The organism is Dickeya sp. ws52 (assembly GCF_007210685.1).
GTDB classification, from domain to species: Bacteria; Pseudomonadota; Gammaproteobacteria; order Enterobacterales; family Enterobacteriaceae; genus Dickeya; species Dickeya chrysanthemi.
The window spans coordinates 89,224-113,160 of sequence record NZ_SZVX01000011.1 but is presented as its reverse complement, the minus strand read 5'-3'; the positions used below and the strand labels follow the sequence as shown (position 1 = coordinate 113,160).

The 23,937-nt window shown below is 54.8% G+C and carries 23 protein-coding genes; 5 read left to right on the top strand and 18 right to left on the bottom strand.

The features are described from left to right. The first annotated feature begins 81 nt into the window (after positions 1 to 81). Genes coaE through yacG form a run of 3 tightly spaced genes read left to right on the top strand, consistent with a single transcriptional unit; the run spans position 82 to position 1,680 of the window. Complete coding sequence (gene coaE, locus FDP13_RS12465) at positions 82 to 708, top strand: dephospho-CoA kinase (protein WP_012768386.1); 627 nt, start codon at positions 82 to 84, stop codon at positions 706 to 708. Beyond that, complete coding sequence (gene zapD, locus FDP13_RS12460; RefSeq protein ID WP_012768385.1) at positions 701 to 1,450, top strand: cell division protein ZapD; 750 nt, start codon at positions 701 to 703, stop codon at positions 1,448 to 1,450. Before coaE ends, zapD begins: the two co-directional genes overlap by 8 nt. Further along, the gene (gene yacG, locus FDP13_RS12455) at positions 1,441 to 1,680 is read left to right on the top strand and encodes a DNA gyrase inhibitor YacG (protein ID WP_050516051.1); all 240 of its coding nucleotides are present in this window, start codon (positions 1,441 to 1,443) and stop codon (positions 1,678 to 1,680) included. The genes zapD and yacG overlap by 10 nt, the downstream gene beginning before the upstream one ends. Positions 1,681 to 1,779: 99 nt before the next feature. Here yacG and mutT read toward each other — a convergent pair whose 3' ends face one another. From mutT to secM, 3 genes are all read right to left on the bottom strand, one after another. Next, positions 1,780 to 2,181: an 8-oxo-dGTP diphosphatase MutT gene (mutT, locus tag FDP13_RS12450; RefSeq protein WP_081638998.1), complete on the bottom strand. Its 402-nt coding sequence runs from the start codon at positions 2,179 to 2,181 to the stop codon at positions 1,780 to 1,782. Positions 2,182 to 2,247: 66 nt separating this feature from the next. Beyond that, positions 2,248 to 4,941 (bottom strand): preprotein translocase subunit SecA, encoded by a 2,694-nt coding sequence (gene secA / locus FDP13_RS12445; RefSeq protein WP_143839557.1) that lies wholly within the window; start codon positions 4,939 to 4,941, stop codon positions 2,248 to 2,250. A 97-nt stretch (positions 4,942 to 5,038) separates the two neighbouring features. Continuing rightward, on the bottom strand, positions 5,039 to 5,542 hold the full coding sequence (gene secM / locus FDP13_RS12440) for a secA translation cis-regulator SecM (protein WP_143839556.1): 504 nt from the start codon (positions 5,540 to 5,542) through the stop codon (positions 5,039 to 5,041). Positions 5,543 to 5,569: 27 nt separating this feature from the next. Between secM and FDP13_RS12435 the strand changes: the two genes are divergently transcribed. Further along, a complete protein-coding gene (locus FDP13_RS12435; protein WP_012768380.1) occupies positions 5,570 to 6,094 on the top strand; it encodes a DUF721 domain-containing protein in 525 nt (174 codons plus the stop codon). Between the two features lie 18 nt (positions 6,095 to 6,112). Here FDP13_RS12435 and lpxC read toward each other — a convergent pair whose 3' ends face one another. The 15 genes from lpxC to mraZ form a co-directional block, all read right to left on the bottom strand. Then, positions 6,113 to 7,030, bottom strand: coding sequence for a UDP-3-O-acyl-N-acetylglucosamine deacetylase (lpxC, locus tag FDP13_RS12430; protein WP_012768379.1), 918 nt, complete (start codon positions 7,028 to 7,030; stop codon positions 6,113 to 6,115). A gap of 95 nt (positions 7,031 to 7,125) precedes the next feature. Further along, complete coding sequence (gene ftsZ, locus FDP13_RS12425) at positions 7,126 to 8,277, bottom strand: cell division protein FtsZ (protein WP_012768378.1); 1,152 nt, start codon at positions 8,275 to 8,277, stop codon at positions 7,126 to 7,128. A gap of 73 nt (positions 8,278 to 8,350) precedes the next feature. Beyond that, entirely contained in the window at positions 8,351 to 9,607 is a 1,257-nt protein-coding gene (gene ftsA, locus FDP13_RS12420) for a cell division protein FtsA (protein WP_012768377.1), read from the bottom strand. After that, positions 9,604 to 10,458, bottom strand: coding sequence for a cell division protein FtsQ (gene ftsQ / locus FDP13_RS12415; RefSeq protein WP_012768376.1), 855 nt, complete (start codon positions 10,456 to 10,458; stop codon positions 9,604 to 9,606). The genes ftsA and ftsQ overlap by 4 nt, the downstream gene beginning before the upstream one ends. A gap of 161 nt (positions 10,459 to 10,619) precedes the next feature. Beyond that, entirely contained in the window at positions 10,620 to 12,080 is a 1,461-nt protein-coding gene (murC, locus tag FDP13_RS12410; RefSeq protein WP_012768374.1) for a UDP-N-acetylmuramate--L-alanine ligase, read from the bottom strand. A gap of 51 nt (positions 12,081 to 12,131) precedes the next feature. Next, on the bottom strand, positions 12,132 to 13,223 hold the full coding sequence (murG, locus tag FDP13_RS12405; RefSeq protein WP_033575432.1) for an undecaprenyldiphospho-muramoylpentapeptide beta-N-acetylglucosaminyltransferase: 1,092 nt from the start codon (positions 13,221 to 13,223) through the stop codon (positions 12,132 to 12,134). Continuing rightward, entirely contained in the window at positions 13,220 to 14,422 is a 1,203-nt protein-coding gene (gene ftsW, locus FDP13_RS12400) for a cell division protein FtsW (RefSeq protein ID WP_012768372.1), read from the bottom strand. The genes murG and ftsW overlap by 4 nt, the downstream gene beginning before the upstream one ends. Then, positions 14,422 to 15,735: a UDP-N-acetylmuramoyl-L-alanine--D-glutamate ligase gene (gene murD / locus FDP13_RS12395; protein WP_143839555.1), complete on the bottom strand. Its 1,314-nt coding sequence runs from the start codon at positions 15,733 to 15,735 to the stop codon at positions 14,422 to 14,424. Before murD ends, ftsW begins: the two co-directional genes overlap by 1 nt. 2 nt (positions 15,736 to 15,737) lie before the next feature. Then, positions 15,738 to 16,820, bottom strand: a complete 1,083-nt coding sequence (gene mraY, locus FDP13_RS12390; RefSeq protein WP_012768370.1) for a phospho-N-acetylmuramoyl-pentapeptide-transferase — start codon at positions 16,818 to 16,820, stop codon at positions 15,738 to 15,740. Then, positions 16,814 to 18,175 carry a UDP-N-acetylmuramoyl-tripeptide--D-alanyl-D-alanine ligase gene (gene murF, locus FDP13_RS12385; protein ID WP_143839554.1) on the bottom strand — a complete coding sequence of 454 codons (1,362 nt, stop codon included), beginning with the start codon at positions 18,173 to 18,175 and terminating at the stop codon, positions 16,814 to 16,816. Before murF ends, mraY begins: the two co-directional genes overlap by 7 nt. After that, positions 18,172 to 19,656 (bottom strand): UDP-N-acetylmuramoyl-L-alanyl-D-glutamate--2,6-diaminopimelate ligase, encoded by a 1,485-nt coding sequence (gene murE, locus FDP13_RS12380; protein ID WP_012768368.1) that lies wholly within the window; start codon positions 19,654 to 19,656, stop codon positions 18,172 to 18,174. The genes murF and murE overlap by 4 nt, the downstream gene beginning before the upstream one ends. After that, on the bottom strand, positions 19,643 to 21,406 hold the full coding sequence (locus FDP13_RS12375) for a peptidoglycan glycosyltransferase FtsI (protein WP_012768367.1): 1,764 nt from the start codon (positions 21,404 to 21,406) through the stop codon (positions 19,643 to 19,645). Before FDP13_RS12375 ends, murE begins: the two co-directional genes overlap by 14 nt. Positions 21,407 to 21,428: 22 nt before the next feature. Beyond that, entirely contained in the window at positions 21,429 to 21,752 is a 324-nt protein-coding gene (gene ftsL / locus FDP13_RS12370) for a cell division protein FtsL (protein ID WP_027710889.1), read from the bottom strand. Next, positions 21,749 to 22,690, bottom strand: coding sequence for a 16S rRNA (cytosine(1402)-N(4))-methyltransferase RsmH (rsmH, locus tag FDP13_RS12365; protein ID WP_012768365.1), 942 nt, complete (start codon positions 22,688 to 22,690; stop codon positions 21,749 to 21,751). The genes ftsL and rsmH overlap by 4 nt, the downstream gene beginning before the upstream one ends. A gap of 2 nt (positions 22,691 to 22,692) precedes the next feature. Continuing rightward, the gene (mraZ, locus tag FDP13_RS12360) at positions 22,693 to 23,151 is read right to left on the bottom strand and encodes a division/cell wall cluster transcriptional repressor MraZ (RefSeq protein WP_012768364.1); all 459 of its coding nucleotides are present in this window, start codon (positions 23,149 to 23,151) and stop codon (positions 22,693 to 22,695) included. A 210-nt stretch (positions 23,152 to 23,361) separates the two neighbouring features. Between mraZ and FDP13_RS12355 the strand changes: the two genes are divergently transcribed. After that, positions 23,362 to 23,577: a hypothetical protein gene (locus FDP13_RS12355; protein ID WP_143839553.1), complete on the top strand. Its 216-nt coding sequence runs from the start codon at positions 23,362 to 23,364 to the stop codon at positions 23,575 to 23,577. Positions 23,578 to 23,937: the final 360 nt, after the last annotated feature.

The following is a 23,937-nucleotide window of genomic DNA, read 5'->3' as shown; positions in this document are numbered from 1 at the left end:
AATCCAGCAACAAGACTGCGATTTTCCCTCAATTTGGGCTAGAATCCGATAAATTTACCCGACCATTTCCGGTTGCTGATCATGACATACATCGTCGCGCTAACAGGCGGCATAGGAAGCGGAAAAAGTACCGTTGCTCAAGGCTTTGCCACACTTGGAGCGACCATCATTGACGCGGACGTCATCGCCCGTCAGGTTGTTGCGCCGGGGCAACCGGCATTGGCAGCCATTGTGGAACATTTTGGCCGGGAAATATTACAACCCGATGGTGCACTAAATCGACCTGCCCTGCGTGAATGTATTTTTTCCAGTCAGGAAGACAAGCGCTGGCTTAACGCTTTGCTGCACCCGCTGATCCAACAAGAAACTCAGCGTCAGTTGGCAGCGGTTGCCACCCCTTATGCCTTATGGGTGGTTCCATTGCTGGTGGAAAACCAACTGCAAGGAAAAGCGCATCGCGTTTTGGTGGTGGATGTTCCCCTGGAAACGCAAGTGCAGCGCACCATGGACCGGGATGGCGTATCCCGCACACAAGCGGAAAAGATTCTGGCTTCACAAGCCAGTCGTGAACAGCGGCTGGCGTGTGCCGATGATATTATCGACAATAACAACAATCCGAGCTTACTGGCTCCGCGGATTGCCGCTCTACATCAGCATTACCTTGAGCTGGCCGCATCCGCAACCGACAGGACGACCCATAATGAGTGACGTTTCCTCAACAGTTCTTTTTGAGTATCCGCTAAATGAAAAAATGCGTACCTGGCTACGCCTGGAGTTTTTACTGCAACAAATGTACGACAATTACGATTTGAAGGATATTGGCGTTGCTTTGACCTTCTTCCGTGCCGTGTCGGAATTACTGGATATTCTCGAGCGGGGAGATGCCCGCCCAGACTTGCTCAAAGAGCTGGAACGCCAGCAACAGAAACTGGCGCAATGGGGTGAGTTGCCGGAAGCGGATATCATACGTATTAATACCCTGCGCCAGAAATTACGCAATCTGTCCGCCGAACTGATTGCCGCACCGCGTATGGGGCAAGGGCTACGAGAGGACAAGCTAATCGGCATGGTGCGCCAGCGTCTGAGCCTGCCAAGCGGGTGCTGCAGCTTCGATCTGCCCACATTGCATATCTGGTTACACCAGTTACCCGAGCAAAAGCAGCGACATACCAACATCTGGCTGGATAGCGTATCGCCACTGAAGCGTTCACTCGACAGCATACTGGAGCTGATTCGCCATGCAGGCGCTTTCAAAGAGCAAATCAGCCTGAACGGTTTTTATCAGGATAATGCGACTGATGCCGACCTGCTGCGCTTACGGATCAGTCTTGAACACCAACTCTACCCACAAATATCCGGCCATAAAACCCGTTATGCCATCCGTTTTCTGCCATTAGAGAGTGATGGGCAAACCCCTGCCCGTCTGGAATTCGAGCTGGCATGTTGTTAGGCAACACCTTGTGTTCTGGAGAGAAATGTACCGTGGATAACGAGATGACCGTTGTAAAATGCCCAACCTGCGCCAAACCGGTGGAGTGGAGTGAAAAGAGCCCTTACCGGCCATTTTGCAGTAAACGCTGCCAGTTGATCGATTTAGGCGAGTGGGCCGACGAAGAGAAACGCATAGCCAGTAAGGAAGACATCTCGGACAGCGATATCTGGGGTGAAACACACCACTAGTCCGGCAATCATCGGCTCTGGCAATCATCCGCTCCGCCATTCACACTGCGATTCATGCCTATTGGCATGAATCGTTGCTGAAAAAACAGATAGCCGTGTTTACACGATACCCGCTTTCAACTGGCGAATCATCTCAGCATTGGCCGGCGGAAATTCTTGTTCATCCAGCTCGTCAGCGGTTAACCAACGAGAGGGCTGACCTTCACGACCATACGGCTCACCATGCCACTGCTCGACTAAAAAGAAATGCAGTGTAATCAGTCGCTCTCCAGCCGAAAACGTTTTACTGCCCAGCGGCGTCGGATGCATTACGTCAATCCCGGCCTCTTCGTGTAGCTCACGCACCAGCGCTTGTTCCGGTGTTTCACCCTCTTCAACCTTGCCGCCTGGGAACTCCCATTTACCGGCCATGTGCACACCGGCCGGACGACAGGCAATGAAGAACTCCCGCTGCGGATTGCGGATAATTCCCACCGCCACAGATAAAGTCTTTTGCATCATTATCCTTTCTACCAGTAAAAAGGCGGTCGATGACCGCCTTTGGGATATGTCGTTACGTTATCCGCCTTACTTCTGAAGGCGACCGTGGCACTGCTTATATTTTTTGCCCGAACCACATGGACAAGGATCATTGCGACCAATTTTACGATCGGCATAAGGTGAAGTGCCAGCCGCTTCATCCTGATGACTCAGTTGCTGTTGGCGAGCCAGACGCTCGGCTTCTTCACGACGCTGCTGTTCCATCGCTTCAACTTCTTCCGGCATACGCACCTGAACCTTGCTCAGGGTACTGATCACTTCATATTTGAGGCCTTCGAGCATAGAAGCAAACATCGCGAAGGACTCACGCTTGTATTCCTGTTTCGGATCTTTCTGGGCATAACCACGCAGGTGAATCCCCTGACGCAGATAATCCATCGCGGCCAGATGCTCTTTCCACAGCGAATCCAGCGTTTGCAGCATCACGCCTTTTTCAAAATTGCGCATAATATCGCTGCCGACGATTTCTTCCTTACGGCGATAAACATCGACCGCCTGCTCGTAGATCCGCTCACGCAGCGTCTCTTCATGCAGTTCCGGCTCTTTATCCAGCCATTCTGCAATCGGCAGTTCGAGATCAAAATCATTTTTCAGACGCTGTTCCAGCCCCGGAATATCCCACATTTCTTCCAAAGACTGAGGCGGTATATGTGCGTCGATGGTGACCTTGAACACATCCTCACGAATACTGTTAATGGTTTCGCTGATATCAGAGGCATTCAGCAGCTCATTACGCTGGGTGTAGATAGCACGACGCTGGTCGTTAGCCACATCATCGTACTCAAGCAGTTGCTTACGAATATCGAAGTTGCGGTTTTCTACCTTGCGCTGTGCGTTGGCGATGGCTTTGGTGACCCATGGGTGTTCAATCGCCTCGCCCTCTTTCATACCCAGTTTACGCATCATGTTGGAAACACGATCCGATGCAAAAATACGCATCAGCGCATCTTCCATCGACAGATAGAAACGGGAAGAACCCGGGTCCCCCTGACGACCGGAACGACCACGTAGCTGGTTATCAATACGGCGGGACTCATGACGCTCGGTACCGATAATGTGCAAACCACCCGCCGCCAGCACCTCATCGTGACGTTTTTGCCATTCCGCTTTGAGCGCCGCAATCTGCGCATCATCCGGATTTTCCAGTTGCGCCACTTCAGTCTGCCAACTGCCGCCCAACACGATATCGGTACCACGGCCCGCCATGTTGGTAGCAATCGTCACAGCCCCCGAGCGGCCGGCCTGCGCTACGATATCTGCCTCCATGGCATGGAATTTGGCGTTCAATACGTTGTGTTTGATGCCCGCTTTGGTCAACGCATTCGATACCACTTCAGATTTCTCGATGGAAATGGTCCCCACCAGCACCGGCTGCCCCTTGGTGGCACGGTCCTTGATATCTTCAATGATAGCGTTGATTTTTTCCTGTTCGGTCATGTACACCAGATCCGGCATGTCCTTACGGACCATTGGCCGGTTGGTCGGCACAACTATCGTATCCAGCTTGTAAATAGAGCTGAATTCAAACGCTTCGGTATCTGCCGTACCGGTCATCCCAGCCAGTTTTTCGTAAATGCGGAAGTAGTTCTGGAACGTGATCGAAGCCAGCGTCTGGTTTTCGTTGTTGATCTTGACGTTTTCCTTGGCTTCCACCGCCTGGTGTAAACCATCAGACCAACGACGTCCCTGCATGGTTCGGCCGGTGTGCTCATCAACGATGATGACTTCATCGTCTTTGACGATGTAATCAACATCGCGGGTAAACAGCACATGAGCACGCAACGCCGCCGTTACGTGGTGCATCAGCATGATATTAGCGGGCGAATACAGTGACTCGCCTTCCTCCATAATGCCGCCTTGCACCAGCAACTCTTCGATTTTAACCAGACCGCGTTCGGTCAGGTTGACCTGACGAGCTTTCTCATCCACCGAGAAATGACCTTCACCGTGGAAGGTATCGGAGTCTTCTTTTTCCTGACGGATCAAATGCGGAATAATTTTATTCACCCGCATATACAGCTCGGAGCTGTCCTCTGCCGGACCTGAGATGATCAACGGAGTACGCGCCTCGTCAATCAGGATGGAATCCACTTCGTCCACCAGGGCATAGTACAGCTCACGCTGCACACGCTCTTCCGGGCTGAACGCCATATTGTCACGCAGGTAATCGAAGCCGTATTCGTTGTTGGTGCCGTAGGTGATATCGGCAGCGTAGGCCTCGCGTTTGGCTGGCGCCGGCATACCCGGCAGGTTGATGCCGACGGTTAACCCCAAGAATTCGAACAACGGGCGGTTATTTTCGGCGTCGCGCTGCGCCAGATAATCGTTGACCGTCACCACATGCACACCACGCCCCGTCAAGGCATTGAGGTAAGCCGGCAACGTAGCCGTCAGGGTTTTACCTTCACCTGTGCGCATTTCTGCAATGCAGCGCTCATTCAGCACCATACCGCCGATCATCTGTACGTCGAAGTGACGCATACCAAAAACGCGTTTACTGGCCTCACGTACCACCGCAAAAGCTTCCGGCAACAGCGACTCCAGGGTTTCCCCTTTCTTGATTCGGTCACGGAATACCTGGGTTTTCGCCTTCAGCTCATCATCGGAGAGTTTCTCCATATCAGGCTCGAGGCGATTGATCACATCCACAATTTTGCGCATACGGCGCAATGCACGCTCATTACGGCTACCGAAAACTTTGGTCAATAACTTGATTAACATAGTAATTTTAATCTCAAACAGTGCCGGTTTATTGATGCCGGCACGACATCAGAAAAGTGATCTACGGCCATAGCCGTAGCATAAAACACGAGCGGAGTCAGGAAACAACAGGCCCGGCACGAATGCCCTGCACCTGTGCCAGCCACAGGCCTGTATGGTGAGAAGGTAAACAGTAAGTGGGTACCTGATCGGTACAGACAGCATTTTGCGGCGTCGCCTCACGCGTGAGCAGTGCATTCAGCGTTTCCAACAGTACCTGATGGTGCAATCGGGAAACATCTGCTGCTTCAATGACCGTAACCGGTGGGGTAAACGCAAACGACAGGTGACGGATCACCGTCCGGATGGCATGCTGATGCCAGAAATCGTTACTGAATGGCGAACGGCGACGGGAATCTTTCAATGCCGCCAAATCAGTAAGATTGAAATACGATACATTTTGACGACTGATTGCCGCAGCCGAATTAGGCTCAGTAGCGGCGTCGCGCGATTCCGTGAAGTTAGCAGGCAGGCCAAGCGTTGCCGCAACCATCCCTAGCAGCAGGTGAGGCCAGAAATAACGTCTGCCAAATTGTCGCCAACGATTTAAAATACCAATCACAAGTTTCTTTCCGTCGGAGCCTGCGTTATGCGTGATAATCGTCCACAATCACTGGAATCATTTTTCGATGGCGCATCACAACTCGGGTCGGGGCCGCTGCACGATATTCAGCAACGTGCGCTCGCTCTGCTGAAACTCAATCGAGCAGTACATGCTCTGCTGCCCACAGCCTTGCGCCCATATTGTCGGGTAGCCAATTATCGCAACGGGCTGCTGGTACTGGAAACCGCCAGCGCCAACTGGCTAATGCGACTACGTTATGAACACCCCGCGCTGCTTTCCGCGCTGCGTGCACAAATACTACCATCATTGGTCACAATCGACATCAGGATTAATCCAGCACTGGCCGCAAAAATGCGTGAAAACGAGAAAACGCCTGCTGCATCAACAGTGGATGAAACCACTATGACAACGCCGACGAGAACACTGAGCACACAGAGTGCGGAGATATTGAAGGATCTAGCGGAACAAAGTCCGGAACGACTACAGAAAATATTAAAACGACTGGCTTCACTGGCCGGAGAGAATACCAGCAAAAACCAGTCGTCATAATGTCATATCGCGGTAGGCTCAGGCCAGAACGGTAGACGGCGCTTTGAAAGCCAGCGGCATTTCCGCTTCATCTTCAAAGGTTACGTATTCCCATGCTTCCTGTTTAGCCAGTACAGCCTGCAACAGTTTGTTGTTCAGGGCATGACCAGATTTGAATGCGGTAAATGCGCCGATAATATTGTGACCACACATAAACAGATCACCAATCGCATCCAGCATCTTATGGCGAACGAATTCATCGTCGAAACGCAAGCCGTCTTCATTCAGCACACGATAATCATCCACGACGATAGCACTATCGAGACTGCCGCCCAGGCACAGGCCACGGGACTGTAAATACTCGATATCGCGCATAAACCCAAAGGTACGCGCACGGCTAATCTGGCGCACAAACGCATCCGCGGAGAAATCCAGCTTGAAGCGTTGCGAGCCGGCATCAATAACCGGATGTTTAAAATCGATCGTGAAATCAAGGCTGAACCCGTTGAACGGTTTCAGTTCCGCCCATTTGTCGCCATCTTCTACGCGCACAGGCTGCTTGAGTCGAAGAAACTTCTTGGCACAGTTCAGTTCTTCGATACCCGCATCCAGCAGCAAGTAGACAAACGGGCTGGCACTACCGTCCATGATCGGAATTTCAGGCGCATCTACTTCAACAACGATGTTGTCGATACCTAATCCCGCCAGAGCGGCATTCAAATGCTCCACCGTCGAAATACGCACGTCATGCTCATTAACCAGGCAAGTACAGAGCATGGTATCACGCACGGATTTGGCATCAGCCGGAAAATCAACCGGTGGATTCAAGTCAGTACGACGATAGATGACCCCGGTATTCGCCGGTGCAGGACGCATAGTCAGGGTGACTTTTTTGCCGGTATGAAGACCGACCCCTGTCGCCTGTACGATACGTTTTAATGTACGTTGTTTGATCATCGTATTATCTCGCATTCATCTGAACCTACGGCCTTAGCTTACACTAAGGCCGGCGGCACAGTTTAGCACAAAGAGCGGAGATTCCAAACCAGACCTTAGTCAGCCTGCTTACGCAGGAAAGCAGGAATATCAAGATAGTCCGGCTCTTTGTTGGTCTGCGCGCTCTGGTCATTAACTACTTTGGCCGCCGGTTTTTCCTGCGTCAGCGGCGCCATGCCATGTTGCTGATAGCGGTGATCCATCACCGGCTGGCTGCTCTGCTTGTTGGTAACCAGCGTGATTTCAGGACGTTTGTCCATGCCGATACCGGTAGCCACCACGGTCACACGCAGTTCGTCGTTCATATCCGGATCCAGCGACGTACCAATCACTACCGTTGCATTATCAGATGCAAATGCACGAATAGTGTTACCTACCGTCTCAAACTCATCCAGACGCAGATCGAAACCGGCGGTGATGTTAACCAGCACGCCACGTGCGCCGGAAAGGTCGATATCTTCCAGCAACGGACTGGAAATCGCCATTTCCGCCGCTTCTTCCGCACGATCTTCACCGCGAGCCACGCCGGATCCCATCATGGCGTAACCCATTTCGGACATCACGGTACGCACGTCGGCAAAGTCTACGTTCATCAGGCCCGGGCGAGTAATCAGCTCGGCAATCCCCTGTACCGCGCCTTTCAGCACGTCGTTAGCTGCACCGAACGCATCCAGCAGGGAGATGCCGCGTCCCAATACTTTCAACAGCTTGTCATTGGGAATCGTGATCAGTGAATCGACATGCTTAGACAGCTCCGCGATCCCCTGCTCGGCAAACGCCATGCGTTTTTTGCCTTCAAAATTAAACGGCTTGGTGACGACCGCGACCGTCAGGATACCTAAATCCTTAGCGACTTCCGCTACCACCGGTGCAGCACCAGTACCCGTACCGCCGCCCATGCCGGCTGCGATAAACACCATGTCCGCACCTTCCAGAGCAGAACGCAACGCTTCGCGATCTTCTTCAGCGGAATTGCGACCTACCTCTGGGTTAGCGCCGGCACCCAAACCTTTGGTAATACCGCTACCGATTTGGATAGTCTGGCCAACCGCTGTTTTACGCAGTGCCTGGGCATCAGTGTTAACCGCAAAGAATTCAACACCTTCGATGCGTTCACGCACCATGTGTTCGACAGCGTTGCCGCCGCCACCACCGACGCCGATGACTTTAATCACCGCGTCGTTGGTTAACTCCATTGGTTCAAACATAGTTTCTCTCCGTCTTGTGCCTGTATTACTTCAAGATCAAAAAAGTCGTGCTAATGATCTCTTTTGATAACCGTCAAAATTCTTTTCTCAGCCAGCTATTCAGGCGTTTAAACCAGTTGCTGACCGAAGTACGTTTCTCAACCTCGTGTTCGCCACTCAGATGAGACTCTTTTCCGTAGTGCAGCAGCCCCACCGCTGTCGAGTAATAGGGCTCCTGCGCATAATCCGTTAATCCGGTGATATTCAGCGGCTGACCAATACGCACCTGTGTATGGAACACACGCTGCGCGCAGGCCGCCAGGCCGTCAATTTGCGCCGCACCGCCGGTCAGCACGATGCCGGCCGCCAGATGGTGTTTTACGCCTTGCTGACGAAGTTGCTCTTGTAGCTGCAACAACTCGTCATTCACTAGATTCAATAACTCGGTATAACGAGGTTCAATCACCTCCGCCAAAGTCTGACGCTGTAGACTACGCGGCGGGCGCCCGCCGACGCTCGGTACTTCCACGGTTTCGTCCTTGCTGACGATAGAACCGAGCGCGCAACCGTAACGCACCTTGATTGCTTCAGCATCCGTCGGCGGCGTGCCGAACGCATAGGCTATATCGCTGGTGACAACGTTGCCAGCATAAGGAATCACTTTTGTGTGACGCAGCGCACCGCCGGTATATACCGCCATATCCATGGTGCCGCCGCCGATATCTACCACGCATACGCCCAGTTCACGCTCGTCTTCGGTCAGCACTGCATAGCTGGATGCCAGCCCGGCGAAAATCAGTTGATCAACTTTAAGGCCGCAACGCTCCACCGCCTTAACAATGTTCTTCGCCATATCATTATGACAGGTGATCAGGTGTACCTTGGCCTGCATCCGAACGCCGGAGAGACCGACCGGGTTTTTAATCCCTTCCTGGTAATCAATGGCATATTCCTGCGGGATAACATGCAGAATACGGTGCTCATCACGAACCCGGACAGATTTAGCCGTATGCACCACGCTTTCTACATCATCCTGCGTCACTTCTTCTTCGGAGATAGGCACCATGCCAATCTCGTTCTGGCAACTGATATGCTTGCCGGACAGCGCCAGATACACGGAAGAGATCTGGCAATCAGCCATCAGTTCCGCCTGATCGATGGCGCGCTGCACGCACTTCACCACCGATTCCAGATCGTTGACGCCGCCTTTATCCATGCCCCGTGACGGGCAACTTCCCACACCGATGATATTGATCATGCCATCAGGCAGAACTTCACCGACCAGTGCAGCGACTTTTGCTGTACCGATTTCCAGCCCAACTACCAGTTTTCTGTCCGTCGACTTGATCATTGCTGTTTAGCCTGTGCCTGATTCTGTTGCTGATTACCGTTCTTTTGCTGATCAATGTCTTTTTGCTGATCAATAAATGCCGGGCTCCAACCTACTGCAGCGCCGGTGTCATACCGTAAATCCACATAACCAATCCGCTTGTTTTCATTTTGAGCCTGCCGCTGCAGCAACGGATAAAGCTCCAGAAAACGCGCCAGACGACGATTTCGGTCATCACGCCCCAATTCAAGGCGAATATCATCGTCCAAACCAACCTGCCATGAGTGACGCGCGGTCATCGCGACCATCTTCACCGCAAACTTTCCTGCCGCGAGCGTCTGGCTTATCTCGCGATATCCCTCCAGCACATCCTCCTCACTCCCTTCGGGACCGTATAGCATCGGCATCTTTTTATTACCGATACGTTCGGCCGGCACGCTAAACGCGTTTCCCTCACTGTCTACCATAAGCTGGTCATTCCAGCGCGCAAAGGGAGCAAATTCAACCAGATGAATCTTTAATTCATCCGGCCACTGCTTACGTACGCTGGCCTGCTTTATCCAGGGCAAACGTTCTATCTGCTGCTGGATGACATTCACGTCCTGGGTCATAAACGTACCTGGCGACCCGAGCGACAAAATCGCCTGACGAATATCATCATTGGTGGTGTAGTGCCGCTCTCCGGTCACCACCAATTTGGACAGCGGCAAACGGCTGGCATCTTTCATCCAACCCAACACCATCCAGCTTCCCCACAAGATAGTGCCGGCCACCATCAGCAGGAAAAAGATGCCTGCCAACTGGCCGCCATTACTGCGTCGCGCGCCTTTTTCCTGCTCACGTCCGCGTGTATTCAACGCCGCCTGCGACATACTAATTCGCTAACTCCACAACAGGTACGCGGCGGTCCCCGTTGTCTGCCATGACTGAGCACGAAATGTCGACGCAACCAACCCCAACCGGCCATAGGCCGGTTTCGTAGCAGTCAGCGGCGCGTTTCGTCATTACCATCACGAACTCAGTCATCCTGTTCTCAGTCTTTGGCTGTTGCCTGCAGGCGATTTTCCGCCAGCCGACGAGCCAGTTTGCCAATGTTGCCGGCGCCCTGAACCAGCACCAGATCATCGCCTTGCAGCGCTTGTGCCAGCAATTCAGGCAGCGTCTCCACATCCGGCACCATAATCGGGTCGATTTTGCCGCGGCCACGAATCGTGCGACACAACGACCGGCTATCCGCGCCTGGAATCGGCGCTTCGCCAGCCGGATACACATCCAGCATCAGCAGTACATCCACTTGCGACAGCACGTGCGCAAAGTCATCGTACAGATCCCGCGTACGGGTATAACGGTGCGGCTGAAAAATCATCACCAGACGTTTATCCGGCCAGCCGGCTCGCGCCGCTTTAATGGTGGCGTCCACTTCCGTCGGGTGATGGCCGTAATCGTCCACCAGCATGGCGCTGCCGCTTTTACCGTTCACCGGCTGCAGCGGGAATTCGCCCAGAAAATCGAACCGACGCCCCGTCCCCTGAAAACGCGCCAGCGCCCGCAAAATAGCCTCGTCGTCGATGCCTTGTTCCGTTGCCACGGCAACGGCGGCAGCGGCATTCAGCGCGTTATGGCGCCCCGGTGCATTCAGCGTCACATTCAGCAGCGGTTTACCCTGACGAGCCAGCGTAAACAGCCCTTGAGCACCGACTTGCCGATAGTCGGCAACCCGTACATCCGCATCGTCGCTAAAACCGTAAGTCGTTATGTGGCGCCCGACTTTCGGCAACAGCTCCCGAATCACCGCATCATCAAGGCACATCACCGCATGACCGTAAAACGGCAGGTTGTGCAGGAAATTGATGAACGTCTGCTTGAGGTTCTCAAAATCGCCCTGATAAGTGTCCATGTGATCAGCTTCGATGTTAGTCACAATGGCGACCATCGGCTGCAAATGCAGGAACGACGCATCACTCTCATCGGCCTCGGCAATCAGGTAACGGCTCGACCCTAAACGAGCGTGTGTTCCTGCCGCCTTAACCAGACCGCCATTGACAAACGTCGGGTCCAGCCCCGCTTCCGCGTAGATGCTGGTGACCATCGCGGTCGTCGTCGTCTTGCCGTGCGTCCCGGCAATGGCGATGCCATGACGAAAGCGCATCAATTCTGCCAGCATTTCTGCCCGGCGAATCACTGGAATACGGGCCTCATGTGCCGCGATAATCTCCGGGTTGTCCGCCGCAATAGCGCTGGACACCACCACCACGCTCGCTTCGTTTACGTTTTCCGGGCGATGATGGAAATAAATCCGGGCGCCCAAATCAGTCAATTGCTGCGTCACGGCATTAGGCGCCAGATCGGAACCGCTGATTTCGTACCCTTCGTTAGCCAGGACTTCGGCGATACCGCCCATGCCGGCACCACCGATGCCAACAAAATGGATGTGCCGGACGCGGTGCATCTCGGGCACGATTGAACGCAGTTTCGCCAGTTCTTGAGTATTCACTATCTTCTATCGCAACCTACATCAATGCCGACAACGGTCGGCCATCATCAATTAATTCCGGACGGCCTGAGCCGCCCGCTGCATCGCCGCTGCCGCTACTTCAGCCGCTACCCGCTCCGTCGCATCGGGGATCGCCACCGTTCGGGCTCTCTGCGCCATATCGCGTAACGTGGCCCTATCCCAGGCGGACAACACCACGCTTATCGCCTCTACGCTCAGAGCGGCTTGCTCGATAATCTTCGCAGCCCCCGCTTGTTCCAGTGGCAATGCATTCCAGTACTGCTGCCGATCCTTATGCTGGAACGGCACAAACAACGCCGGCAACCCGGCTGCGGCAATCTCGCTGACCGTCAGCGCGCCGGAACGGCACACCACCACATCAGCCCACGCATACGCCGCCGCCATATCGTCGATAAACTCGGTGATCCGGTGCTGAGGCTCGCCCGCTTTCTCATAAGCCGCCTGCACCTCCGCCTGTGCGCCTTTACCGGTTTGATGCCAAATGGTAACCGCATCATGTAATCGCGCCGCGACACCAGGCAGGGTTTGATTCAGCACTCGTGCTCCCTGGCTTCCACCAACGACCAGTACCCGCACCGGGCCGCTGCGCTCAGCCAGCCGCTCCGTTGGGGATGGCAGCGCCAGCACATCGGTACGCACCGGATTTCCCACCACATCCGCATCAGGAAAAGCGCCGGGAAATGCCTGTAATACTTTTTTGGCGATGCGCGACAACCAGCGGTTAGTCAATCCGGCTATCCCGTTTTGCTCATGCAACACCACCGGGATACCGCATAACCAGGCCGCCAGGCCGCCGGGGCCGGACACATAACCGCCCATGCCCAACACCACATCCGGCTGATAACGACGCATAATCGCCTGCGCCTGACGTACCGCCCGGAAGATGCGCACCGGCGCCAACAGCAAGGCTTTCAATCCCTTGCCGCGCAGACCGGAAATGCGAATAAAATCGATGTCGATGCCGTGTTTCGGCACCAAATCCGCTTCCATCCGGTCCGCCGTGCCCAGCCAGCGCACCTGCCAGCCTTGCGCCATCAGATGATGCGCAACCGCCAGACCGGGGAACACATGCCCGCCGGTACCGCCTGCCATCACCATCAAACGCTTGCCTTCGCCACTCATCGGGCACCTCTCGTAAACGCCTGCGCTTTGGTCAGGCGCGTTTCATAATCAATTCGCAACAACAACACAATGGCCGTCGACATAATCAGCAAACTGGAACCACCGTAACTGATCAGCGGCAATGTCAGCCCTTTGGTAGGCAACATGCCGGCGGCGGCGCCAACGTTCACCAACGTCTGAAAACTGAACCAGATACCGATGGAGCAAGCCAAAAAGCCTGAAAAACGCTGATCGATTTCCAACGCCCGCCGCCCGATCGACATCGCCCGAAAAGCGACGAAGAATATCATTAACAACGCCAGAACCACACCGATATAGCCCAGTTCTTCGCCCAAAATGGAGAAGATAAAGTCGGTATGCGCTTCCGGCAGATACTCCAGCTTCTGGATGGAATTGCCGAGTCCTTGCCCCCACAATTCACCGCGACCAAACGCCATCAACGATTGCGTCAACTGATAGCCGCTGCCGAACGGGTCGTCCCACGGATTCCAGAACGAGGTCACGCGGCGCACGCGGTACGGCTCCGCAACAATCAACAGCCCGACGGCGAAGATGCCACAACCGATGATCGCCAGGAACTGCCACAGTTTTGCCCCTGCCAGAAACAACATCGCCAACGTCGTAATAAACAAAACGACCACAGTACCGAGGTCCGGTTGAGCCAGCAGCAGTACCGCCAACACCACCATGACGCCCATCGGCTTGCAGAATCCCCAGAAGTTGTTCCGCACCTCATCCACTTTGCGCACCATGTAGCTGGAGAGGTAGCAAAACAACGACAACTTCGATAACTCGGCCGGCTGAATACGCAACGGCCCAAGGGAAATCCAGCGTGAAGCCCCGTTTACCGAGCTCCCCACCGCCAGCACAATCAGCAGCATCACCAGAGATACCAGCAGTAAGACCACGCTGTAACGCTGCCAGACTTCCATCGGCACCCGCATGGTCACCAGCGACAAACCGAACGCCAGCCCGAGATACAGCGCGTCGCGCTTGGCGAACAGAAATGGGTCGCCGGCCAACCGCTGCCCGACCGGCATCGACGCCGAGGTCACCATGACAAAGCCGATCACCGCCAGCCCCAGGGTCAACCATAGCAACGTCCGGTCGTACAGCACGGTGCTGAGGGCATCGCTTTCGCGCGTCCCCATCACCCAGCTTTTCAGACGTTCGACCACGCTGGCCCCGATAACACGCATTATCCCAGTTCCTCCGCCAGACGAGCGAACTCGTCACCGCGTTGTTCAAAGCTGCGGAACTGATCAAGACTGGCGCAAGCCGGCGACAACAACACCATATCGCCGGGCTGAATACGACCGGCGATGAGCGTCATCGCCTGCTCCATGGTGTCGGTCCGTTCAGCGATGTCCGGACGCAACGCCGCCAGTTGTCCACCATCCCGGCCAAAGCAATACAGCCGGATACGGTCGCCTTGCAGATAACGCAGCAGCGGGGAGAAATCCGCCGATTTTCCGTCGCCACCCAACAGCAAATGCAACATGCCATCGACGTGCAACCCGCTCAGCGCAGCTTCGGTGCTGCCGACGTTGGTCGCCTTGGAGTCATTAACCCAGCGCACACCGTTACGTTCCAGCGCCAGTTGGAAACGATGCGGCAGACCGGTAAACGTGGTCAGCGCAATCAATGCCGATGACCGGGGAATACCCACTGCATCCGCCAACGCCAGCGCCGCCAGCGCATTGGTGTAGTTATGCTGACCGACCAGTTTGATTTCGCGGGTATTCAGTACCCGTTCGCCTTTCACCCGCAGCCAGGTTTCTCCCTGCTGCCGATTCAGATGATAATCGCCCACATCCACGCCGAAACTCAGACAGCGGTCATCCGCGCCGCGCACCGGCATCGTCAGGGCGTCGTCCGCATTGACAATACATACCCTGGCGTTTTCATAAATACGCAGCTTGGCGGCGCGATATTGCTGCAACCCCAACGGGTAGCGGTTGGTATGATCCTCGGTAACGTTGAGAATCGTGGCGGCCGCAGCATGTAGACTGTAGGTAGTTTCCAGTTGAAAACTCGATAACTCCAGCACATACAACCGGCTTTCTTGCTTGAGCAATTCCAGCGCCGGCACGCCGATGTTGCCGCCCACACCGACGGCCCATCCAGCGGCACGCGCCATTTCGCCCACCAGCGTAGTCACCGTGCTTTTGCCGTTGGAGCCGGTAATCGCGACAATCGGCGCCTGCGCTTCACGGCAGAACAGTTCGATATCGCCGATAATTTCGATGCCGGCGGCCGCCGCGTCGCACAACACCGGTGTCGCCAGTGCGATGCCTGGGCTTGCGATAATCAAATCGGCGGACAGCAACCAATCTTCATTCAGGCTGCCAAGATGACGTTCAACGGACTCAGGCAATTTATCCAGGCCCGGCGGACTGATACGGGTATCCACCACGCGCGGCACCACCCCGCGTGCAAGGAAAAAATCAACACAGGAGAGCCCTGTCAGCCCTAACCCGATAATGACAACCTTTCTACCCTGATAGTCCATTTTTACCGCACCTTGAGCGTTACCAGACCGATGAGCATCAGCATCAGTGAAATAATCCAGAACCGCACGATCACCCGCGGCTCCGGCCACCCTTTAAGTTCGTAGTGGTGGTGGATAGGCGCCATACGGAAAATCCGCTGGCCGCGTAGTTTGAAAGACCCCACCTGCAAAATCACCGACAGGGTTTCCACCACGAAGACCCCGCCCATGATCACCAGCAAAAACTCCTGACGCAGCAGTACGGCGATAGTGCCCAACGCGCCGCCCAGCGCCAGTGAACCGACATCCCCCATAAACACCTGCGCGGGATAGGTGTTGAACCACAAGAACCCGAGCCCGGCGCCGACAATCGCGGTACACACCACCACCAGTTCGCTGGCGTGCCGGATATACGGAATATGCAGATAGCTGGCAAAATTCATGTTGCCGGTCGCCCAGGCCACCAGCGCAAAACCCACCGCCACAAACACCGTCGGCATAATGGCCAGCCCATCCAGACCATCGGTAAGGTTAACCGCGTTGCTGGTGCCGACAATCACGAAATAGGCCAGCACGATATACATCACGCCCAATTGCGGCATGACATCTTTAAAAAACGGCACCACCAGTTGCGTCGCCGGCGTGTCTTTGCCAATCGCGTACATGGAAAACGCCACGGCCAGCGCCAGTACCGACTGCCAGAAATACTTCCAGCGGGCAATCAACCCACGGGTGTCTTTACGCACCACCTTGCGGTAGTCATCCACAAACCCGACGATGCCATACCCCACCAACACCAACAGTACGCACCAGACGTACGGGTTAGCCAGATTGACCCACAACAGCACCGAAATAATGATCGACGCCAAAATCATCACGCCGCCCATGGTCGGCGTACCGCGTTTGCTGAAATGGGACTCCGGCCCTTCGTTCCGTACCACCTGGCCGATTTGCAGACGTTGCAGCCAGGCAATCAGGTGCGGCCCCATCCACAGAGAAATGATTAATGCCGTCAGCAGGCTGACAATGGCCCGAAACGTCAAATACGAAAAGACGTTAAAACCGGAATAAAACTTGACCAGATGCTCGGCCAGCCAAACTAACATGTAGCATTCTCCTGTAATGCGTGTACTACCTGTTCCATCGCAGCGCTGCGTGAACCTTTAATCAACACGGTAATGGTATTATGTTGTGTTACCAGTGCCCGCAAACGGTCAATCAACGCCGTTTTATTATCAAAATGCTCGCCGGTGCCGCTGGTTTCGCCAATCAGCGCACTCAGCGCACCCACACTCAGCACCTTATCGATATTCGCCTTGCAGGCCGCTTCGCCCACCTGACGGTGACAGGCCTGCGCGTCTTGTCCCAGCTCAGCCATATCGCCCACGACCATGACCCGGTAACCCGGCATCTCTGCCAGCACGTGCACCGCCGCCGTCATTGAGCCGACATTGGCGTTGTAGCTGTCGTCCAACAACAATTTCCCCGGCGCCAGCGCAATGGGGAACAAACGCCCAGACACCGCCTGTAACTGCTCCAGGCCGACCTTCACCGCCTCAAGTGATGCCCCGACCGCCAATGCCAACGCCGTTGCGGCCAGCGCGTTGGCGATATTGTGGCGCCCCGGTAACGGTAGCGTCACAGCGATATCGCCCATCGGCGAATGCAGGACGAAATCCGTCCCCCGTTCGCTGATACGAATATCGCTGGCGTAAAAATCGACGCCGTCACGTTCCTGCGGGGAAAAACGCCACAACGTTTTCCCTGCCAGCACCTCATGCCAGCGGGCTTCATCGTGGCTGTCCGCATTGATAATCGCCACGCCCTGAGCCGGCAAACCGCCAAAAATCTCGCCTTTGGCCTGCGCCACGCCTTCCAGCGAACCAAATCCTTCCAGATGCGCGGCGGCCAGGTTATTCACCAGCGCCGCTTCCGGTCGCACCATCGCCGTGGTGTAAGCAATCTCGCCAATATGATTGGCACCCAGCTCAATCACGGCATAGTCATGCTCTGGAGTCAGACGGAACAGCGTCAACGGCACGCCGATGTCGTTGTTGAAGTTGCCGGCGGTGTACAGCACATTGCCGCACTGACGCAAAATGGATGCGGTCATTTCCTTGACGGATGTTTTTCCTGACGACCCCGTCAGCGCGACTACGCGCGCCTGACTTTGCTGCCGCACCCAGCCTGCCATCACGCCCAGCGCCAGACGCGTATCGTCTACCACCAATTGAGGCACCTCTATTGGTAAGTGCTTACTCACCAATAATGCGGCCGCCCCATAATTAACGGCATCCGCCGCATAATCATGAGCGTCAAATTTTTCGCCGCGTAACGCGACGAACAAACACCCTGCCGTGAGTTTGCGGGTATCTGTAGATACATCACTGATAATCAAGTCTTTTCCCACCAGGCGGGCACCCAATACATCAGCTAACTGCCGCAGCGAGACGCGGATCATACGATAACCCCCAGCAAACGAGCGACCGTAATACGATCCGAATAATCCAACCGCTCATTTCCAACCAACTGGTAGTCTTCATGCCCTTTACCGGCGACCAGCACCACATCATCGGCCGCCGCCTGCATCACGGCACTGGTAACGGCTTCCGCCCGACCGGCAATCACCTGAACCCGACCGGCATCCAACAGCCCGCTCAGAATATCGGTCACAATCGCCTGAGGGTCTTCACTGCGCGGGTTGTCATCGGTCACGATCACCCGGTCCGCCAGTTGCTCTGCAATCGCCCCCATAAGTGGGCGCTTACCTCTGTCGCGATCACCGCCACAACCGAAGACGCACCATAGCGTTCCCCGGCAATGCAAACGTGCCGCCGCCAGGGCTTTTTCCAGCGCGTCCGGCGTATGGGCGTAATCCACCACCACCGTTGGGCGCCCATCGGCAAGAAAAACTTCCATCCGACCGCAGACCGGTTGCAGCGCAGAACCCGCTTCCACTAGCTGTTCCAGCGGGTATCCCAGCGACAACAACGTCGCCAGCGCCAGCAACAGGTTACTGACGTTAAATTCTCCCATCAGGCGGCTATTGATCGCACCGCCGCCCCAACTGGAGTCGAACGTAACGGTAAACCCGCTGTCGTGATAATCGATGCGTGTGGCTTTGAGCCAGCGTGCACGGGCGCTGTCAATCTCACCGGTTACACTTACCGCCACCGCATCCGGCAATCGGCTTAACCAACGACGACCCACCTCGTCATCAGCATTGATGATCTTCTGTCCCACCTGATGTTCGGCAAACAGCCGCCATTTGGCAGCCTCGTAATTCGCCATGTCGCCGTGGTAATCAAGATGATCACGGCTCAGGTTAGTAAAGACCGCGGCGGCAAACGACAATGCCTCTACGCGATGCTGCACCAGACCATGAGAAGAGACTTCCATGGCGGCGAAATTAGCCCCTTGCGCGACCAGTTGGCTCAGAATCTGCTGAACATCCACCGCGGAGCCGGTGGTGTTTTCCGACGGCACCACATGCCCCAGCAGCCCATTACCCACAGTCCCCATGACGGCGCTGGTTTTGCCCAGCGCCTGACTCCACTGCGCCAGCAACTGGGTGGTGGTGGTTTTGCCGTTGGTGCCGGTGACGCCGACCAATTGCAACGAAGACGACGGTTGACGGTAAAAACGCCCTGCCAGCGCGGATAAACGCAAGTTCAAGTCATCAAGATAAATCACCGGCACACCGTGCATCTCGGTCAGGGTGCCATCGGGCGTGGCCTCATCCGCCTGCGCGACAACCGCCGCGACGCCTTGCGCAATGGCCTGCGGAATATAGTGCCGCCCATCCGTTTTATGGCCGACTATCGCCACAAACAGATCCCCGGCAGCCGCCACGCGGCTGTCTAATGTCATTTCCCGCAGCGCGCGCTCTGGGGCATCTTTCACCCACGGAGCCAGGACATCGCGCAAGTTACGATCTGTCACCTGAACCCTCTTTTCTGTTGATTACAAATTCACTTTTTTCACCGGTCGGCAACGCATCCGGTTCGATATTCATGGTGCGCAGTACGCCCCCCATGATCGCCCCGAATACCGGCGCCGACACCGTACCGCCATAGTATTTCCCCGCCTGAGGGTCGTTAATCACCACCACCAGCGCAAAGCGCGGGTTACTGGCTGGCGCCACCCCAGCGGTATAAGCGATGTATTTATTGATATATTTGCCATCCGGGCCGACTTTTTTCGCCGTACCGGTTTTAATCGCGATGCGATAGCCTTTCACCGCCGCCTTGGTGCCGCCGCCGCCCGGCAGAGCGACACTTTCCATCATATGCACCACGGTACGGACAATCTGTTCGGAAAAGACGCGTTCTCCCGGCACCGGCGGATCCACTCTGGTGATGGAAAGCGGGCGGTAGATGCCGAAGCTGCCGATGGTGGCGTAAACGCGCGCCAGTTGCAGCGGCGTGACCATCAGGCCATAACCGAACGAAAACGTAGCGCGCTCGATATCCGACCAACGCTGCCGATTCGGATACAATCCCAGACTTTCCCCCACCAGCCCCAGATTGGTGGCTTTGCCCAGACCGAAACGGGAGTAAGTGTCCACCAACGCGGAAGCCGGCATCGCCAGCGCCAGATGCGATACGCCGACGTTACTGGATTTTTGCAGCACCCCGGTCAGCGTCAGTTCGCTGTAACGACCCACGTCTTTGATTTCGTGGCCATTGATGTAATACGGCAATGTGTTAAGTACCGCATTTTCCTTGACTACATTGCGTTGCAGCGCCGTCATGACCACCATGGGTTTGACGGTGGAACCGGGCTCGAAAATATCGGTAATCGCGCGGTTACGGATCACATCGGTTGGCGTACCGGTCAGATTATTCGGGTTGTAAGACGGGCTATTGGCCATAGCCAGCACTTCACCGGTGTTCACATCCACCAGCACGGCGGTGCCCGACTCAGCCTTATTGAACGCCACGGCGTTGTTCAGCTCGCGATACACCAGCGCCTGCAGGCGTTCATCGATACTGAGCATCAGGTTGTGTGCCGCCTGACTGTCTACTGAGGAGATGTCCTCGATTACCCGACCAAAACGGTCTTTACGCACGGTTCGCTCACCGGGGCGCCCGGTCAGCCAGCGATCAAAGCTTTTCTCGATGCCTTCAATCCCTTGACCATCGATGTTGGTAAAACCAATCAGGTGTGAGGTGACCTGGCCGGAAGGATAGTAACGACGGGACTCCTGACGCAGGTTGATACCCGGCAGCTTCAGCTTATGGATGTATTCGCCGATCGCCGGGTTCACCTGACGAGCGAGATAAACAAACCGACCGCCTGGATTCGCATTCACCTTCGCGGCAATCTGATCCAACGGAATTTCCAGTGCATCCGCCAGCGCCTTCCAGCGGGTATCCAGTGAAATGCCGCCATGATCGTTGACGTCTTTCGGATCGGCCCAAACGGCGTTGACCGGCACGCTGACGGCCAGTGGGCGCCCGGCGCGATCGCTTATCATGCCGCGGGCAGTGGGAATTTCCTGCACACGCAGGGAACGCATATCACCTTCACGCACCAGCTTGTCGGGCGCGATCACCTGCAGGTAGGCCGCACGCAGCATCAACCCGACCATGCACAACAAAATACCGCCGCAAAGCAACGCAAAACGCCAGCTGACGAAGCTGGCATGTTCTTCCTGACGTTTCAGTTTTCCCGGTCGCGCTGCTTTCATAATTTAGGCGATACCTGTCAATTCATTGTTGTTTAACCACAATATTTTCTTGTGAGGGATCTACATGCACCATATGCAGTTTCTCGGTGGCGATCTGCTCGACGCGGCTATGATCGCCCAAGGCGTTTTCTTCCAGAATCAGGTTGCGCCACTCGATATCCAGCGCATCACGCTCCAGCAACAGCCGCTCGCGCTCAGCCGTCAGCAGGCGCGTACGGTGTGCCGTGGTCACCACCATGATGGCGGAAACCAATACCGCTATCAGCAGCAACACTGGCAATTTGCCATGGCGCAACAAATCTTCGCCGATGACGCCGCCCAACGAATGGCGCTCATTGCCGATCACGACGGCAACCGCTCGGCAAAGCGCAGCACCGAACTACGTGCCCGCGGGTTATCCGCCACTTCATCATCAGGCGGCATCATTTTACCGACCGATTTCAGCGTCGGGCCGCCCTGGCTGCGCAGTTGCGCTTCCGTCAACGGCAAACCGGCAGGCACCTGCGGCCCCCGGCTATGCTGGCGAATAAAACGCTTCACAATCCGGTCTTCCAGCGAGTGGAAGCTGATCACCGACAGTCGGCCTCCCGGTGCCAGCACCGTTAATGCACCATCCAGCGCCCGCTCGATCTCTTCCAGTTCGCTGTTGATATAGATTCGGATGGCCTGAAATGACCGGGTCGCCGGGTGCTTATATTTCTCGCGAATCGGACTGGCGGCGGCAATCAGTTCCGCCAGCGCTTTGGTGCGGGTCAGCGGGTCGATGCGGTTGCGCTCCACAATCGCGCGAGCGATACGTTTAGCAAAACGCTCTTCGCCAAATGTCTTCAGCACCCAGGCAATATCGTCTGCTTCCGCTTTCATCAGCCAGTCGGCGGCGGATTGGCCTCGCGTCGGGTCCATACGCATGTCCAGCGGACCGTCGCGCATAAAAGAAAACCCCCGTTCGGGATCGTCAAGCTGAGGCGAAGAAACCCCCAAATCCAGCAGAATACCGTCGATTTTGCCGGTCAGCCCCCGCGCCTCGACGTACTCAGCCAGTTCGGAAAATGGTCCGTGAATAATAGAAAAGCGTGCATCATCAATGGTATTAGCGACTTCAACCGCCTGAGGATCGCGATCGATGGCTAACAAACGGCCTTCCGGCCCAAGATGGGACAGAATGAGACGGGAATGGCCGCCACGACCAAATGTACCGTCAATATAGATACCGTTGCTGCGAATGCTCAGGCCGTTAACCGCCTCATCCAGCAACACGGTAGTGTGTTTAAACGTTTCTGCCATGACTATAGTGATAAGTCCTGCAGCCTCTCAGATAAGGGTTCCTGAGTTGACTGCTCAGCGTCAATATCTTCCTTGACTTGTCGATACCAGGTCTGTTCATCCCACAGTTCAAACTTGTTGAACTGCCCAACCAGCATCACTTCTTTCGTAAGACCCGCATGTTGCCGCAGCGTAGATGCAATCAGTATCCTTCCGGCGTTATCCATCTGGCATTCGCTGGCATGTCCGAGCAACAGGCGCTGAACACGGCGTTCAGCAGGGTTCATACTCGACAGGCGAGAAAGTTTCTGTTCGATAATTTCCCATTCGGGTAGCAGGTAAAGCAGCAGGCAGGGCTGATGCAGGTCAATGGTGCATACCATTTGCCCTTGCGCTTCCTCGTTCAGTAAGTCCCGATAACGGGTAGGAACGGCAAGCCGCCCTTTACTGTCGAGGTTGACCAGTGTCGCCCCACGAAACATGACAGTATTTAACCCTTCATGACCTTTTTTACCACTTTGCCCCACAAATCCCCACTATATGAGAGTTTACGGAGGGGATGAAAAGCTTGTCAAGCCAGCACGGACGCGCCCGGGCATTATTTCCAGCAGAATCAGAGAGTGAAAAAACCGCAAAAAAATCGCCTCGAAAAAATAATGCGGATTAACGCTGTGATTATTTAAGGAAAATTAATGGCTTTCAGGAAGACACGTAAAGATATAGGATTTTTCATATGCAGCAATATTATTTTGCCTGTCACAGTTCGATACGTATTTCTTAAATCCCCTCATGCCGTCGAAATATTTTTATTGGCTGATTTTCAAGCATTTTTAAAAATAATCATTCCCGGCGGCACAACGTACGACGGGAAAAATGAAATTATTGAAGCCGTAACCCCATTTTTTTGACCTAAACCACACTGTCGGTTACTTCAACTCAGGTTATCTATTCATCGTTGAAATATTAACCTGCTGTTTCACTGCCGTCAGACAGAACAACTGGTTTTATTTCCAGTGTCATTCACATTCACTTGCACTTTACCGTTCAGTAACCTTTTCGCTGCAATCCCCACGTTTTTCAGCCTGCTTTATCCTCCCGCGCCTCAAAAAAATTAATCATTTGTTTTATATAGAAATAAATACAGGGCTCATGATAAACGAATGAAAAAGACGATTTGCGACCATAAAGTTGCGCCACCGAACAAAAAATGAACAAAAATAAGTTTTTTCAGCTAGTTAAAATATAATAAGCAGTTATGTAAACTACAA

Excerpts from the sequence above, each read along its gene's own strand:
- coaE (WP_012768386.1), top strand. The coding sequence starts at position 82 with ATGACATACATCGTCGCGCTAACAGGCGGCATAGGAAGCGGAAAAAGT.
- zapD (WP_012768385.1), top strand. The coding sequence starts at position 701 with ATGAGTGACGTTTCCTCAACAGTTCTTTTTGAGTATCCGCTAAATGAA.
- yacG (WP_050516051.1), top strand. The coding sequence starts at position 1,441 with ATGTTGTTAGGCAACACCTTGTGTTCTGGAGAGAAATGTACCGTGGAT.
- mutT (WP_081638998.1), bottom strand. The coding sequence starts at position 2,181 with ATGATGCAAAAGACTTTATCTGTGGCGGTGGGAATTATCCGCAATCCG.
- secA (WP_143839557.1), bottom strand. The coding sequence starts at position 4,941 with ATGTTAATCAAGTTATTGACCAAAGTTTTCGGTAGCCGTAATGAGCGT.
- FDP13_RS12435 (WP_012768380.1), top strand. The coding sequence starts at position 5,570 with ATGCGTGATAATCGTCCACAATCACTGGAATCATTTTTCGATGGCGCA.
- lpxC (WP_012768379.1), bottom strand. The coding sequence starts at position 7,030 with ATGATCAAACAACGTACATTAAAACGTATCGTACAGGCGACAGGGGTC.
- ftsZ (WP_012768378.1), bottom strand. The coding sequence starts at position 8,277 with ATGTTTGAACCAATGGAGTTAACCAACGACGCGGTGATTAAAGTCATC.
- ftsA (WP_012768377.1), bottom strand. The coding sequence starts at position 9,607 with ATGATCAAGTCGACGGACAGAAAACTGGTAGTTGGGCTGGAAATCGGT.
- ftsQ (WP_012768376.1), bottom strand. The coding sequence starts at position 10,458 with ATGTCGCAGGCGGCGTTGAATACACGCGGACGTGAGCAGGAAAAAGGC.
- murG (WP_033575432.1), bottom strand. The coding sequence starts at position 13,223 with ATGAGTGGCGAAGGCAAGCGTTTGATGGTGATGGCAGGCGGTACCGGC.
- ftsW (WP_012768372.1), bottom strand. The coding sequence starts at position 14,422 with ATGCGTGTTATCGGGGCCAGCGTGGTCGAACGTCTGAAAAGCTGGGTG.
- murD (WP_143839555.1), bottom strand. The coding sequence starts at position 15,735 with ATGGACTATCAGGGTAGAAAGGTTGTCATTATCGGGTTAGGGCTGACA.
- mraY (WP_012768370.1), bottom strand. The coding sequence starts at position 16,820 with ATGTTAGTTTGGCTGGCCGAGCATCTGGTCAAGTTTTATTCCGGTTTT.
- murF (WP_143839554.1), bottom strand. The coding sequence starts at position 18,175 with ATGATCCGCGTCTCGCTGCGGCAGTTAGCTGATGTATTGGGTGCCCGC.
- FDP13_RS12375 (WP_012768367.1), bottom strand. The coding sequence starts at position 21,406 with ATGAAAGCAGCGCGACCGGGAAAACTGAAACGTCAGGAAGAACATGCC.
- rsmH (WP_012768365.1), bottom strand. The coding sequence starts at position 22,690 with ATGGCAGAAACGTTTAAACACACTACCGTGTTGCTGGATGAGGCGGTT.
- mraZ (WP_012768364.1), bottom strand. The coding sequence starts at position 23,151 with ATGTTTCGTGGGGCGACACTGGTCAACCTCGACAGTAAAGGGCGGCTT.
- FDP13_RS12355 (WP_143839553.1), top strand. The coding sequence starts at position 23,362 with ATGGCTTTCAGGAAGACACGTAAAGATATAGGATTTTTCATATGCAGC.